13 protein-coding genes are annotated in these 14,443 nt (G+C 38.9%); 3 read left to right on the plus strand and 10 right to left on the minus strand.

The features are described 5' to 3' along the window. The first annotated feature begins 134 nt into the window (after positions 1 to 134). Positions 135 to 1,583 (plus strand): APC family permease, encoded by a 1,449-nt coding sequence (locus O3611_RS06055; RefSeq protein WP_371608093.1) that lies wholly within the window; start codon positions 135 to 137, stop codon positions 1,581 to 1,583. Positions 1,584 to 1,700: 117 nt separating this feature from the next. Here the strand turns inward: O3611_RS06055 and polA are convergent, their stop codons facing one another. The 10 genes from polA to O3611_RS06105 form a co-directional block, all read right to left on the minus strand. Further along, positions 1,701 to 4,334: a DNA polymerase I gene (gene polA / locus O3611_RS06060; RefSeq protein WP_371608094.1), complete on the minus strand. Its 2,634-nt coding sequence runs from the start codon at positions 4,332 to 4,334 to the stop codon at positions 1,701 to 1,703. Between the two features lie 64 nt (positions 4,335 to 4,398). Continuing rightward, positions 4,399 to 5,532: an SH3 domain-containing protein gene (locus O3611_RS06065; protein ID WP_371608095.1), complete on the minus strand. Its 1,134-nt coding sequence runs from the start codon at positions 5,530 to 5,532 to the stop codon at positions 4,399 to 4,401. Positions 5,533 to 5,633: 101 nt separating this feature from the next. After that, positions 5,634 to 5,900: a Veg family protein gene (locus tag O3611_RS06070; protein ID WP_000128621.1), complete on the minus strand. Its 267-nt coding sequence runs from the start codon at positions 5,898 to 5,900 to the stop codon at positions 5,634 to 5,636. Further along, a complete protein-coding gene (dnaB, locus tag O3611_RS06075; protein WP_000852500.1) occupies positions 5,897 to 7,255 on the minus strand; it encodes a replicative DNA helicase in 1,359 nt (452 codons plus the stop codon). The genes O3611_RS06070 and dnaB overlap by 4 nt, the downstream gene beginning before the upstream one ends. Before the next feature lie 42 nt (positions 7,256 to 7,297). Further along, complete coding sequence (rplI, locus tag O3611_RS06080; protein WP_000864204.1) at positions 7,298 to 7,750, minus strand: 50S ribosomal protein L9; 453 nt, start codon at positions 7,748 to 7,750, stop codon at positions 7,298 to 7,300. Continuing rightward, entirely contained in the window at positions 7,747 to 9,720 is a 1,974-nt protein-coding gene (locus O3611_RS06085; RefSeq protein ID WP_371608096.1) for a DHH family phosphoesterase, read from the minus strand. Before O3611_RS06085 ends, rplI begins: the two co-directional genes overlap by 4 nt. Before the next feature lie 236 nt (positions 9,721 to 9,956). Next, positions 9,957 to 10,421: an IS200/IS605 family transposase gene (gene tnpA, locus O3611_RS06090; protein ID WP_281334971.1), complete on the minus strand. Its 465-nt coding sequence runs from the start codon at positions 10,419 to 10,421 to the stop codon at positions 9,957 to 9,959. Positions 10,422 to 10,625: 204 nt separating this feature from the next. After that, the gene (hpf, locus tag O3611_RS06095; RefSeq protein ID WP_045762429.1) at positions 10,626 to 11,168 is read right to left on the minus strand and encodes a ribosome hibernation-promoting factor, HPF/YfiA family; all 543 of its coding nucleotides are present in this window, start codon (positions 11,166 to 11,168) and stop codon (positions 10,626 to 10,628) included. 79 nt (positions 11,169 to 11,247) lie between these two features. Further along, on the minus strand, positions 11,248 to 11,910 hold the full coding sequence (locus O3611_RS06100; RefSeq protein WP_153224655.1) for a ComF family protein: 663 nt from the start codon (positions 11,908 to 11,910) through the stop codon (positions 11,248 to 11,250). Beyond that, complete coding sequence (locus tag O3611_RS06105; protein ID WP_153224654.1) at positions 11,907 to 13,205, minus strand: DEAD/DEAH box helicase; 1,299 nt, start codon at positions 13,203 to 13,205, stop codon at positions 11,907 to 11,909. Before O3611_RS06105 ends, O3611_RS06100 begins: the two co-directional genes overlap by 4 nt. 55 nt (positions 13,206 to 13,260) lie before the next feature. Here O3611_RS06105 and O3611_RS06110 point away from each other — a divergent pair, with 55 nt between their 5' ends. Both O3611_RS06110 and O3611_RS06115 read left to right on the plus strand, forming a co-directional pair. Beyond that, entirely contained in the window at positions 13,261 to 13,896 is a 636-nt protein-coding gene (locus tag O3611_RS06110; RefSeq protein ID WP_153224653.1) for a YigZ family protein, read from the plus strand. Positions 13,897 to 13,912: 16 nt separating this feature from the next. Next, positions 13,913 to 14,356, plus strand: a complete 444-nt coding sequence (locus O3611_RS06115) for a PH domain-containing protein (RefSeq protein WP_153224652.1) — start codon at positions 13,913 to 13,915, stop codon at positions 14,354 to 14,356. The last annotated feature ends 87 nt before the right edge of the window (positions 14,357 to 14,443 follow it).

Consider the following 14,443-nt stretch of genomic DNA (forward strand, 5'->3'; position numbering starts at 1 on the left):
TTGTGTATAACTTTTACTCAAGTACAAACTCCATCTGATAAATTCCCCCCTACATTTTTTATAGTAAATTTCAAATTTTGTTAGGCGCTTTCAAAAAATCATGATATACTGAAATTATAAGAAAAGGAGACATTATGAAAAAAGATCAACACCAACTTAATTGGCTGATGGTTTCTCTGATTGCCTTCAACATGGTTTGGGGGCTAGGAAACGTCGTCAACAACTATTCTCAACAGGGAATTTCAGTCGTCGTATCTTGGATTTTAATCCTCGCACTCTACTTCATCCCTTATTCCCTCATCGTTGGACAACTAGGTTCTACCTTTAAGGAAAGCGGAAGCGGTGTTAGTGACTGGGTTGAAAAAACATCAACCAAACGTTTAGCTTACTTTGCTGCTTGGACCTACTGGGTTGTACATATCCCGTATCTCGCACAAAAACCTCAAGGAATTCTTATTCCGCTTGGATGGGCCTTGCAAGGCAACGGTCAATTTCTAAAACAAATTGACTTCCACTGGATTGTTATTCTCTGCTTACTAATCTTTGGACTTTTCCTCTACCTTTCTACAAAGGGATTGGCAACTCTAAAAGTCATCGGTAGCTTGGCAGGAAGTGCTATGCTGATTATGTCTTTACTATTTGTGCTTTTGGCTGTCGGTCTGCCTTTCATCAAGCCAGATATTCAGTTTGCTACACCACACATGGATCAACTGAGCACCTACATTCCAAACTTTGATTTTTCTTATTTTACAACGATTTCACTACTAGTCTTTGCAGTTGGTGGCTGTGAAAAAATTTCCCCTTATGTGAATCAAACTCGCAACCCTGCAAAAGAATTTCCAAAAGGTATGATTGTCATGGCCATCATGGTCGGTCTCTCTGCTATCCTTGGTTCAGTTGCCATGGGAATGCTATTTGATGGCAATAACATCCCTGAAGACCTCATGCGTAATGGAGCCTATCAAGCCTTCCAAATGTTAGGAAATTCTTGGGGAGTTGGAAACCTCTTTGTCGTGATCTACGCTCTTACAAACATGGTCGGACAAATCGCTGCGCTTGCCTTCTCTATTGACGCACCATTGCAAATCCTTCTCAATAACGCTGATGAAGACTACATCCCAAGCTGGCTTCGCAAACGTACTGAAAAAGGTGTCCTCATTAACGGCTACCTTCTTACAGGTGTCCTCGTTAGCCTTATCATCATCCTTCCAATTTTTGGTATTCAGGAAATTGACGGACTTGTAAAATGGATGACCAACCTCAATTCTATCGTAATGCCAATGCGTTATCTCTGGGTATTCCTTGCCTACATGATGCTTAACCGTGCTTGGAAAACATACAAAAATGCCGAATACAAGTTTGTGAACAATCCTAAACTTGGCTTTGTTATCGGTACTTGGTGCTTCCTCTTTACTGCCTTTGCTTGTATCCTTGGTATGGTTCCAAAAATTAACTACGCTGAGAATCCAACTGCTTGGCAATTCTCTCTTCTTACAAACATCTTGACCCCAATTATTCTGATTGGATTAGGTGTGATTCTACCAGTACTTGCCAAAAAAGAACAAAAGAAACAAATCAAATAATGCTACTATTAGTTAGATAAAATCGATTTTATCTTTGCTTACAAAAATTTTCTCACCAAAAATCCCCTTTGAACCATGATGTTCAAGGGGATTTCTTTTTGTTTAATAGTCTATTTTTTACTTGGCCTCATACCAAGTTACGCCTTCATTTTCATCAGCAATCAGTGGCACACTAAGTTGAATGGCTCCTTCCATGGTTTGCTTGACGAGTTTTTTGATGGCAGCTAATTCTGACTTAGGCACTTCAAGAACGATTTCATCGTGTACTTGTAACAGCATCTTGGTTTTATAACCACCCTCTACCAAGGCTTTATCTAGCTGAATCATAGCGATTTTGAGAATATCTGCAGCTGATCCTTGGATAGGTGAGTTGATGGCTGTACGTTCCGCAAAACCACGAATGTTAAAGTTGCGCGAATTGATATCTGGCAACTCACGACGACGTTTAAAGAGGGTCTCCACATAGCCCTTATCACGCGCCTCACGCACCACTTCATCCATGTAGTTTTTAATACCTGGGAAGCGTTCAAAGTAAGTATCAATATAGGCTTTTGCTTCCTTACGGCTGATGCCCAGATTATTAGACAAGCCAAAGTCGGAAATCCCGTAAACCACTCCAAAGTTAACCGCCTTGGCATTACGACGGTCGTTTGGAGTCACATCCTCAGGACGTTCAATTCCAAAGACCCGCATGGCTGTTGAGGTATGGATGTCAGCTCCCTCTTGGAAGGCCTTAATCAAGTGCTCATCTTTAGAAATATGGGCCAAAACTCGTAGCTCAATCTGTGAATAGTCCGAGCTGAGAAGGACACTGTCCTCCCATTCTGGCACGAAAGCCTTACGAATGAGGCGCCCTTGTTCCAAACGAACAGGGATATTTTGCAAGTTTGGATCGACACTAGACAGACGACCTGTCTGAGTCAAATCTTGCACATAGCGCGTGTGAATCTTGCCATCAGCTAAAATCCAATCCTGCAAACCAATCACATAAGTGGATTGAATCTTAGCAATCTGACGGTAGTCGAGGATTTTCTTGACAATCGGCGCAATAGGAGCTAGACGCTCCAATACATCCACGGCTGTCGAATAACCTGTCTTGGTTTTCTTGGTATATTCGAGAGGGAGACCTAGTTTTTCAAAAAGAAGGACACCCAACTGTTTAGGTGAATTGATATTAAATTCCTCACCTGCTAGGTCATAAATCTCTTGCGTCAGCTTTTCAATGACAAGCTCATTTTCAGCCTGCATCTCAAGCAAGGTTTCTTTTTTGACCTTGATCCCAGCGATTTCCATCTTAGCAAGGACAAAGGCTAGAGGTTGCTCCATATCATAAAGAAGGTCAAGTTGTCCGTTTTCGCTTAATTTTTCAAGTAAAACAGGCTCTGTCTCAACCAATACAGCAACCTTACGAGCCAAGTGTTCCAAGAGTTTCTCTCGCTCTGGAATAGCTTTTTTGACACCTTTACCGTAGAAGGTTTCATCATCGACTAGGTAAGTTTGACCATAGAGACTAGCAATAGTTGAAATTTCATTATTCTCGACAGTAGAGAGAAGGTATTTGGCCAAACGACTGTCAAAAGCAGGAGCCTGCAAGTCCAAACCAAAGCGATTTAAGAGGACTTTTGCTTTCTTAAAGTCGTATACTTTCAGAGGTGTTTTTTCTAGAAAATCCTTAAGAATCGGCTCCTGCAGAAGTTCCAGCTTATCTGTAGCATAGAGTTTGTCTCCGCAAGACCAGGCAAAGCCAATCAAGTCATCTGTATGGTAGTTTTCTCCAAAGAGTTCAAAGTGGAAGATGGAGTCCGCACTTAGCATATCTTGACTGAATTTGTCAACCATAGTAAAGTCCAAACTCTCAGCCACATCAGCTGATGATACATTTAAAGCCTGCTTGAGCTGTTTGAAGCCCATCTCATCGTAGAATTTCCCGAGATTTTCCACATCTGGACCACTATAAACCAAATCATCTAGGCCGATTTCAATCGGTGCTTTCGTATCAATCGTCGCCAGTGTTTTAGACAGAAAGGCTTGCTCCTTATCATTGATGAGATTTTCCTTCATCTTAGAAGCCTTCATACTATCGATGTTTTCATAAATACCTTCGAGCGAGCCATGTTCTAACAAGAGCTTAATACCAGTCTTTTCACCAATCTTGGTGACGCCAGGGATATTATCTGACTTATCTCCCATGAGGGCCTTAAGATCGATGAACTGAGCTGGTGTGATGCCCATCTTTTCCATGAGATATTCTGGTGTAAATGCCTCAAACTCAGCTACACCTTTCTTAGAAATCTCAACCACTGTATGTTCATCTGTCAACTGGATCAAGTCCTTGTCTCCACTGACGATAGTTACATCAAAAGCATCCTTTTCAGCCAAACGACCAAGAGTTCCAATGATATCATCTGCTTCATACTGGGCCAACTCATAATGACGAATTCCAAGATGGTCTAGCAACTCACGAATAAAAGGAAATTGCTCACGAAACTCATCCGGAGTCTTAGCACGACCACCCTTATAATCTGCATACATCTCTGTACGGAAAGTCGTCTTCCCCGCATCAAAAGCAACCAAGATATGACTCGGTTGAACACGCTCCAACAGGTGATTTAGCATCAAATGAAAACCGTAGATTGCATTGGTATGTAGTCCATTGTCATTTTTAAAACGATCCAGTTGCTGGTAAAGTGCAAAGAATGCCCGAAAAGCAACTGAAGATCCGTCAATTAGTAATAATTTTTTCTTGTCCATACACCCATTATAAAGGAAAGCAGGGAAAAATACCATTAGGAAGAGCCCAAATACTGAATAACACTTATGATGCTGGATTTTCTACTCGTGCACCACTGCTATCAACTTGGAAACCATCGATAGTCGTATTGACTGCTAAAGCTCCCGATGCATTCACATAGTAATATTTCCCTGAAACCTGAAACCACTGGCTAGCCTTCATAGCACCTGAGCTTTCAAGATAGTACCATGTTCCATTATCCTTTAACCAGCCTGTCTGCATTTCGCCAGACGACTTCAGATAATACCACTTAGAACCATCTTTTAACCAGCCTGTCGTCATTGTACCATCAGCTTGCAAATGATACCAGTTTCCATTAATCTTCTTCCAACCGACTGCTTTCTGACCATTTTCATAATAATACCAAACAGTTCCTTCTTTTTCCCAACCATTTTTAGAGCTACTTGTTTTAGTTAAGGGGATATAACGTCTGTTCCCGCTTCGTGAAATATAACTAATCCATTTATGCCCATCTTTTTCAAGAGTTTGATCATAATGCACACTTTCTCCCGCATAGTAATAATCGATAATCGTTGCTGTTAGTGATGGCTGATCCATAATGGCTGCTTTTTCTGTAAAAATATGTGTCCCACTAGATACGAGTGATAACTGATAATTTCCTGAGCTAGTATTCCCCACATCTTTAAAATGAATGAATCCAGTCATAGAATTGGCCTTTACCGTTCGTCGATTGTACCTTTCTCTGACTCCATAATTGTATTCTTCAATTTCAATCATATCACCAAAAACATTGGATACCCAAGCGACATGACCATACTGTCCACTCGTATCCCAAGCGATAGAACCAATTGCTGGGCGCTGATCTACGCGATAACCTTCTCGTTTAGCACGATATCCCCATTCATTAGCATTTCCATAAGCCGCCGGAATTTCAAAACCATTGACATTACTCAAACGAAAGGCTGCAAAAGAAGTACACTGACGAGAATACATGCGCCATTTATCAATCTCCTGACTCCCATTTTTATAATAATAGGGATAATCATCTCCACGTGCTAGTGATCCACCATTTACCTGATTAGCATGAACAGCTCCTCCACCAAACAAAAAAGCTCCTGCTAGTAATAGTGAAGCTGATCCTACAGCTGTCTTTCTGAGAAAAGTTCCCTTTTTATGTCCTGCTTTAGTAAATGTCATTCATTCTCCTTCAAATAATTAGATTTTTGAGGTTGACCTCATCTATATCATTCGAAAGAAAAAGAAAAAAGTGAGAGTATTTCTCACTTTCATGATTATCCTTAATCCAAATAATGAATTAAGTTCTTTTCTGTCAAAATATCTGAATAGGTGAAAGATTCAACATAGACATTAGCCTGTTTGTCTCCTTCAACATTTCCAAACTCAACGATGAAGAGCGATGGATAAACCTCAATTAGTTTTCCCAAACGATTCTTTTGGCGTTTACGACCATTTTCTAAGGTCATTTCCACCACTTGTCCCTCATGCGCCTTAATTTCTTCTTTGATTTTTTTCATTTTAGCCACATCTGTAAATGCGTCTGTCATCTTGGTTCCTCCATCTTCGAAATACTTGAAAATTTATTATATTCTTTTTGGAAAATCAATTCTACCGTTCCACGTGCACCGCTACGGTTTTTCTCGATAATCACTTCTACTTTATTATTTGGAATGCCTTCCTCCTCTTCACCACCACGCTCATAATAGTCATCACGATAAAGAAAGGCTACAATATCAGCATCCTGCTCAATAGATCCAGATTCACGAATATCAGACAAAACTGGTCTCTTATCTTGACGTTGCTCTACACCACGAGAAAGCTGACTAAGAGCTATAACTGGAACTTTGAGTTCTTTTGCTAGGATTTTCAACTGACGGGAAATCTCAGATACTTCTTGTTGACGATTTTCTCGACCAGTCCCTGTAATCAGCTGAAGATAGTCAATCAAAATCAAGCCTAGATTACCTGTTTCCTGAGCCAGTTTACGGGAACGAGAGCGAATTTCTGTGATCCGAATCCCTGGTGTATCATCAATGTAGATACTTGCATTAGCCAGATTACCCTGAGCAATCGTATACTTGCGCCATTCTTCCTCAGTCAATTGCCCTGTACGGATAGAATGCGACTCTACCAAGCCTTCCGCAGCCAGCATACGATCGACCAAACTTTCAGCACCCATTTCCAGAGAGAAAATAGCAACTGTCTTGTCTAATTTGGTTCCGATATTTTGCGCAATATTCAAAGCAAAGGCTGTCTTACCAACCGCAGGACGAGCTGCCAAAATAATCAATTCTTCCTCATGCAGACCTGTCGTCATGTGATCTAAATCTCGATAACCTGTCGCAATACCCGTGATATCTGAAGTCTGTTGCGAACGAGCTTCTAAATTCCCAAAGTTGATATTCAATACATCGCGAATATTTTTAAAGCCATTTCGATTGGCATTCTCACTAACGTCAATCAAGCCTTTTTCTGCACGAGCGATAATTTCGTCCGCAGGTTGAGAAGCTTCATAGGCTAGGTTTACAGACTCTGTCAACTTAGCAATTAGACGTCGAAGCATAGCCTTTTCTGCTACAATTTTAGCATAGTATTCCGCATTGGCAGAGGTTGGCACCGAATTGACAATCTCAACCAGATAAGACAAGCCTCCAATAGTTTGTAAATCACCCTGACTATCTAGTATCGTCCGAACTGTGGTTGCATCAATAGCATCTCCACGATCAGATAAATCAACCATAGCCTGAAAAATCAAACGGTGAGCATACTTAAAGAAGTCCTGTGAATCGATATATTCTCGGACAAAAACGAGTTTAGTCTCATCAATAAAAATGGCTCCTAAAACAGATTGTTCTGCCAGGATATCTTGAGGCTGAACACGCAGTTCTTCAACTTCTGCCATCAGACTTTCCTTCCTTTTACAATATTGTCAACCAATCGTAAATTAAGCTTCCTTGACTCGAAGATTGATTACACTTGTTACATCTTGATAAATCTTAACCGGAACATCAATCAAACCAACTGCTCGGATTGGTGATTGAACTTGAATGTGGCGTTTATCAATTTTAATACCAAATTGTTTTTGCAATTCTTCTGCAATCTTCTTGTTAGTAATTGACCCAAAAGTTCGTCCGTCTGGACCAACTTTTTCGACAAACTCAACGATTGTTTCTTCTGCTTCCAGTTTTGCTTTAATTTCCTTCGCTTCTGCAAGCATCTCTGCATGTGCTTTTTCTTCTGATTTTTGCTTACCACGCAACTCACCAATAGCTTGAGCGGTAGCTTCCTTAGCAAGGTTTTTCTTAATTAAAAAGTTTTGTGCATATCCAGTTGGCACTTCCTTAATTTCACCTTTTTTCCCTTTACCTTTAACATCTGCTAAAAAGATTACTTTCATTCTTCTGACTCCTTTTCTTTTGTTTCATTAAAAATAACTGTTTTAAGTTTATCTCCTGCTTCTTGCAGGCTCATATCTGTCAACCGCGCTGCAGCTAAGTTAAAGTGACCACCGCCACCTAACACTTCCATAATTCGCTGAACATTAATCTTACTTCTACTTCGCGCAGAAATAGAGATTGCTCCTTGACTATTCTTAGCAAGTACAAAGCTGACTTCTATACCAGACATGGCAAGCAAAGCATCAGCAGCTTTACTAATAACAACCGTATCGTACTCTTTATCCTCCAAAGCTTGAGCAACCAGAATTGATGGTTGTACCATCTGCCCTTGTAAAATTAACTCATTCACCAAACGATATTCTTCAAAATCAGTGGCTGAAATTTCCTGAATGACAATGCTATCACTCCCTCTCGTTCTGAGATAACTTGCAACATCAAAAGTTCGACTAGTTACCCGAGAGGTGAAATTTTTAGTATCCAACATCATTCCCCCCATAAGAACACTAGCCTGAATACGACTCAAACGTTTCTTCTTAGAGTTTTGAAATTGAATCAACTCAGTTACAAGTTCACTAGCACTACTAGCTCCACTCTCGATATAGGTAATGACCGAATTATCTGGAAAATCTTGGTCACGACGATGATGGTCAATGACAATCGTCTGGGTAAACAAGTCATAAAACTCTTTGGATAAGGTTAAAGCTGTCTTAGAATGGTCAACCATCACCAGTAAGGAGCGTTTGGTAACCATTGTCATCGCTTGATTTAAAGGAAGAAGTTTTGAAACACCCTCATCTTCCAAATAATTGACCGCTCGAGCGATATCTGGAGACATCTGTGTAGGATCATAAATCACATAACTATCTTCCAGTACATTACTCGAAAACAACTGCATTCCAACTGCTGAACCAAGAGCATCCATGTCAAGATTCTTGTGACCAACAACAAAAACTCGATCGACACTTTTAAGTTTATCTGAGATAGCTGTCATCATAGCACGAGTTCGTGTCCGAGTACGTTTAACAGATGCTGCTGAACCGCCTCCAAAGTAGATTGGATTTTTGGTTTCATCATTCTCTTTTACAACTACTTGGTCACCACCACGAACTTCCGCTAAGTTGAGATTGAGGAGAGCAACCTTCCCAATCTGGTCATGATTCCCATCACCATAGGAAACTCCTATACTCATCGTTAGTGGCAAATTTCGTTGCTTAGCTTCCTCACGAAAGGTATCAATCACAGAAAATTTATCCTGCATCAAGTGATCAAGTACGGTATAGTCCGTAAATAAATAGAAGCGATCCATGCTCACTCTACGAGAAAACATGGCATGTTTCCCAGCAAATTCTGAAACAAAATTTGCAACAAAACTATTGATATGACTAATATCTGATTCAGACGTTTCATTTTCCAAATCATCATAGTTATCAACTGAGATAATTCCAATTACAGGACGACTTGTTACCAATTCAGCAGTCGCCTCATACTCACCAGAAACATCAAAAAAGTATAAGACACCCGAATTTCTATCCAAATGCACTGCATAACGTTTCTCCCCAACAATGGCATAAGCCCCTGGAGTAGAAATCGAACTCTTTAAAATCTTTTGAAATTGAGGAAAATCAATTTCTCCATCCTCGGTTGTCAAAATTAACTCCGCATAGGGATTGAACCATTCAATCTCACTGCTGTTCATATTTAATTTAACAACCCCGACAGGCATTTGCTCTAGGAGGGCACTCAAACTATCCGTAGCCTGATGATTGACATACTGGATTTGCTCGATATCTGTTTTTTTGTAATATTTTTTCTGGAAATTAAATAGCAAAACATAGAATACAATAAATAAAAATAGACTTGCTATAGTGATAAGATTATCCTTTACTAACACAATCAAAATGGTCATAATCGTAAAGGTTACCATAGCAATCAGATACATAAAAAAGGGATTTATTTCATTTTTTTTCATTACAAACCTCTTGCGCATTATTATACCACAAATGTAGCCAAAAAGCGACTTTTAAAGAGGGAACCCTATATTCAGATAATCGTAAAATATCTAAATCATAACCACCCGTCTAACGGGTGGTTTGCACCAGGGCTATAAGCCCAAATTACCAGCCAGCGCCTAAAGACGCTAGCTTTCACGTTGTTCAAGCCTCATTGCTCTTGACTCGTCACTTGCCTCTTAAAGAGGCGTGAGTATTACTTGCCACTATCCCTAAAGGGATTCTCATATTCTTTTACACTTAATTTATCTAGTGCTATATCATGCTTTTCCTGATCTGGTATGTATTTCCTTATCGTGGCTTCATTAAGCCCTACTGTACTCACATAATAACCTTCTGCCCAGAAATGCCGATTCCCAAACTTGTACTTGAGGTTGGCGTGTTTGTCAAACATCATGAGTGCACTTTTACCTTTTAAATAACCCATAAAACTCGAAACACTTATCCTTGGTGGAATACTTACTAACATATGTACATGGTCTGGCATTAAGTGACCCTCGATAATTTCAACTCCTTTATAACTACACAAGCGATGAAATATTTCACCTAAACTACTCCGATATTGATTATAGATCACTTTTCGTCTATACTTAGGGGTGAACACAATGTGATACTTACAGTGCCACTTTGTGTGTGATAAACTATGAGACTTTTGTACCATGGTTTTCTCCTTTCGCTTTACAATTGGCTTGAACATCTTTATTGTATCGCGTTTGGAGTTTTTTTTGGTATAACCTTCGACGCGCACCCGAATAGCGGGTGGTTTATTTGTCTCGCACCTCACGGAGCGAGACGGACTAATAGTCACATAACTAAAAAGTGGTTTACACTAGTGTAAACCACTTTTACAAACTAATTATTAAGATTATTTAACTTCTAGAAGACCGATATCTCCATCTTCACGACGATAGATAACATTTGTTGTTTCATCTTCAACATCTACATAGATAAAGAAGTCATGTCCCAATAAATCCATCTGTAAGATAGCTTCTTCCAAATCCATTGGTTTCAAATCAATTTGTTTTGAACGAACAACTTTTGGTTGTGCTACATCTAAGTCCTCAACTAAAGCATCTGTAAAGAGTTGACTTGTTGATACTTTATTTCTGTTCTTACGTTCAATTTTAGTTTTGTTTTTACGAATCTGACGTTCAATCTTATCTGTCACCAAATCAATAGAACCGTACATATCTTGAGAAATATCTTCTGCACGAAGAGTAATAGATCCAAGCGGAATGGTTACTTCTACTTTAGCAGTCTTTTCACGGTAAACTTTCAAGTTAACACGCGCATCCAATTCTTGGTCTGCTTGGAAGTATTTTTCGATCTTTTCGAGTTTAGAAACTACATAATCACGAATTGCTTCTGTTACTTCTAGGTTTTCACCACGGATACTATATTTAATCATATAAGTACCTTCTTTCTAAACATATTTGTTTTTCTAATTATATTATAACGCTTTCATATTTTTTTTGCAAACTTTTTCCTCATCTTGCGAGGGAAAAAGTTTTAATATTCTGACAACCAGCTGCTAAAAGCATACTTTTAAGACGATTCAAGGTAGTTCCAGTTGTATAAATATCATCAAAGAGTAAGATATTTTCTGGGGGCTTCACTCCACCTTTCAATAAAAATGGAAACTCTGCAAGTAAGCGATCCGATCGATTTTTTGAAGAACTAGCCTCAACTTCTTTTTTAACCAAAATATCCAGATATGCTAACCCAGTATCCTTTATCAAACCCTCAACTTGATTAAATCCTCTACTTGTAAAACGCTCGTCACTCAGAGGAACAATCACAATCTGATAGTCCTTATACTTCTTTAACTCTTTTTGCAATATCTCAGAAAATACCTTTCTAAGAAGATAATCACCATCAAATTTATAGTGACTAAAATATTCTTTCATGGCCTGATTATAGGAATAAAGAGCCACATGATCAACCTTTACACCTTTTTTACACCAAAATTGACAATCTTGACAGATGATTGACATTCCTTTTTTAAAACAACTAGGACAATGATTACCACCAATGCTCTCGAAAGACGAAATACAGGATTCACAAACTAGTTCCTCCTCCTTTTTAAAACAGAGGAGGTTAGTAAAAGTTATCTCTGTTTGCAAGCTTTTACCACACAATAAACACTTCATACTCCTGCCTCCTGATTCATTTGCTTAATCTCCTTTATGGCTTTCTTAATGGACAGATTGAGTCCGTCATGGAAAAATATCAGTTCTCCGGTAGGACGATCCATGCTTCTTCCAACTCGCCCACCAATTTGTACTAAACTTGACTTGGTAAAGAGTTGATGATTGGCTTCCACCACAAAAACATCTACACGAGGGAAGGTAACTCCACGCTCTAATATAGTTGTGCTTATTAATATCGTCAACTCTCCATCTCGAAAGGCCTGTACCTGCTCTAATCGGTCTTCCGTAATTGAGGATACAAAGCCTATTTTCTCATTCGGAAACTTCTCCTGCAAAATTTCTTTTAGTTTTTCTCCCTTTTTAATCTCAGAGGCAAAGATTAGTAAGGGATAGGCCGTCTTTCTCTGTTTCTCAATGTAAAGTTTTAATTTTGGAGGTAAGCCATTTTTTTCTAAATATCTATTAAAATGCGATAACCAGATTGGCTTGGGAACAATGAGAGGATTTCCATGAAAACGACGAGGTAAACTGAGACGCTTTAACTCCCCTTGTTTAACTTTTCTATCTAACTCATCAGTTGACGTTGCTGTTAAAAATATTCTCAATCCGGTCTCCTTTACACAATTATTGACAGCATGGTAAAGTACAGGATTATCAACATAAGGGAAGGCGTCTACTTCATCCACAATCAATAAATCAAAAGCTTGATAAAATTTTAATAGCTGGTGAGTGGTTGCTATAACCAAAGGAGTACGAAAATAGGGATCCGACTCCCCATGTAATAGCGCAATATCACATGCAAAATCATTTTGTAGTCGTTTATGGAGCTCTAGGCAAACATCAATTCGTGGACTGGCCAAACAAACAGCTCCACCTTGATCAATCACCTTGGCAACAACTTGGTAAATCATCTCTGTCTTACCAGCTCCTGTCACTGCATGTACCAAGGTAGCCTCCTTCTTATCTACCGCCTGAAGGAGTCCTTGTGATACCCGCTCTTGAAATGGAGTCAGTTGACCTGACCATTTTAGTACATCTTGCTGTGGAAACCTTTCTTGCGGAAAATAATAGAGATTTTGATCACTTCTTATTCGCTTCATAATCAAGCATTCTCGGCAATAAAAAGCACCAATAGGCAAATGCCATTCTTCTTCTATCTGACTACCACAACGCTGACAATATTGTTGACCCTTTTCTTTTTTCATGGATGGAATTTGTTTTGCTTGTTGTCTCTCCTCATGACTTAATTCTTGCTCGGTAAAAAGGCGACCGAGATAATTTGGATTTACTTTCATATTTCTTTATTCGTAAAATGTAGAACTTTACGCTATTTTTTAGTACAATAAAAATATGGAATACAGAACTATAAAAGAGGACGGACAAGTCCAAGAAGAAATCAAAAAATCACGCTTTATCTGTCATGCCAAACGTGTCTATAGTGAGGAAGAAGCTCGTGACTTTATCACAGCTATCAAAAAAGAACACTATAAAGCTACCCACAACTGCTCTGCTTTTATTGTCGGTGAGCGTAGTGAAATCAAGCGAACTAGTGATGATGGAGAACCTAGTGGGACTGCTGGCGTTCCTATGCTAGGAGTTCTGGAGAATCACAACCTTACTAATGTCTGTGTGGTAGTTACTCGTTATTTTGGTGGTATCAAACTAGGAGCTGGTGGTTTGATTCGCGCTTATGCTGGTAGCGTTGCTCTAGCAGTTAAGGAAATTGGCATTATTGAAATCAAAGAGCAAGCTGGCATCTCCATTCAAATGTCTTATGCCCAATATCAAGAATACGGTAATTTTCTTAAAGAGAATAATCTTATAGAATTAGAGACAAACTTTACAGACCAAGTTGACACAATGATTTTCGTTGACAAAGAAAGGAAAGACGATATCAAGGCTGATCTCATTGAATTTTTCAATGGAAAAGTTACTCTAACTGACAAAGGTTTACGTGAAGTTGAAGTACCTGTAAACCTATCGTAAAGAAAGGAAATATCATATGGCTTTTGGAAGATTAATTCAGGGACTCGCTGGAAACTTCAGTGAGCAAAGTAAAGAAACTCTTACCAAGGAGTTTGGACAATATTTATTAGAAAATGAAGAAATTCAAAGCGGATATAAACTCATTCGTGACTCAATTATCTTTACAAATATCCGAATCATCTTTACAGATAAACAAGGGGCAACCGGACGGAAGATGTCTATCAAATCAATTTTCCTCATGAACATTGTCAATGTTGAAATGGAAACTGCTGGACTTGGGATTGATGATAGTGAGATTACGATTACTTATTTAGAAAATGCCTTTTTAAAATCTCACAATGAGCATTTTAATTCTCACAAATTTGAATTTCCAAAGAAAACTGATATTGTACCTCTTTACACCTATCTATTTGACTTAGCTTATCATAATCGTTTGAATATGAATGGTTTGAATCATTGATATAAAAAAATCCTATCACTCCGATAGGATTTCTATATTTTACAAAAGTTAAAGTTAGCGTTATACTAGTAGCATCTTATATAAAGA

This window comes from Streptococcus sp. 27098_8_91, from assembly GCF_041432385.1.
GTDB lineage: Bacteria > Bacillota > Bacilli > Lactobacillales > Streptococcaceae > Streptococcus.

Excerpts from the sequence above, each read along its gene's own strand:
- O3611_RS06055 (WP_371608093.1), top strand. The coding sequence starts at position 135 with ATGAAAAAAGATCAACACCAACTTAATTGGCTGATGGTTTCTCTGATT.
- polA (WP_371608094.1), bottom strand. The coding sequence starts at position 4,334 with ATGGACAAGAAAAAATTATTACTAATTGACGGATCTTCAGTTGCTTTT.
- O3611_RS06065 (WP_371608095.1), bottom strand. The coding sequence starts at position 5,532 with ATGACATTTACTAAAGCAGGACATAAAAAGGGAACTTTTCTCAGAAAG.
- O3611_RS06070 (WP_000128621.1), bottom strand. The coding sequence starts at position 5,900 with ATGACAGACGCATTTACAGATGTGGCTAAAATGAAAAAAATCAAAGAA.
- dnaB (WP_000852500.1), bottom strand. The coding sequence starts at position 7,255 with ATGGCAGAAGTTGAAGAACTGCGTGTTCAGCCTCAAGATATCCTGGCA.
- rplI (WP_000864204.1), bottom strand. The coding sequence starts at position 7,750 with ATGAAAGTAATCTTTTTAGCAGATGTTAAAGGTAAAGGGAAAAAAGGT.
- O3611_RS06085 (WP_371608096.1), bottom strand. The coding sequence starts at position 9,720 with ATGAAAAAAAATGAAATAAATCCCTTTTTTATGTATCTGATTGCTATG.
- tnpA (WP_281334971.1), bottom strand. The coding sequence starts at position 10,421 with ATGGTACAAAAGTCTCATAGTTTATCACACACAAAGTGGCACTGTAAG.
- hpf (WP_045762429.1), bottom strand. The coding sequence starts at position 11,168 with ATGATTAAATATAGTATCCGTGGTGAAAACCTAGAAGTAACAGAAGCA.
- O3611_RS06100 (WP_153224655.1), bottom strand. The coding sequence starts at position 11,910 with ATGAAGTGTTTATTGTGTGGTAAAAGCTTGCAAACAGAGATAACTTTT.
- O3611_RS06105 (WP_153224654.1), bottom strand. The coding sequence starts at position 13,205 with ATGAAAGTAAATCCAAATTATCTCGGTCGCCTTTTTACCGAGCAAGAA.
- O3611_RS06110 (WP_153224653.1), top strand. The coding sequence starts at position 13,261 with ATGGAATACAGAACTATAAAAGAGGACGGACAAGTCCAAGAAGAAATC.
- O3611_RS06115 (WP_153224652.1), top strand. The coding sequence starts at position 13,913 with ATGGCTTTTGGAAGATTAATTCAGGGACTCGCTGGAAACTTCAGTGAG.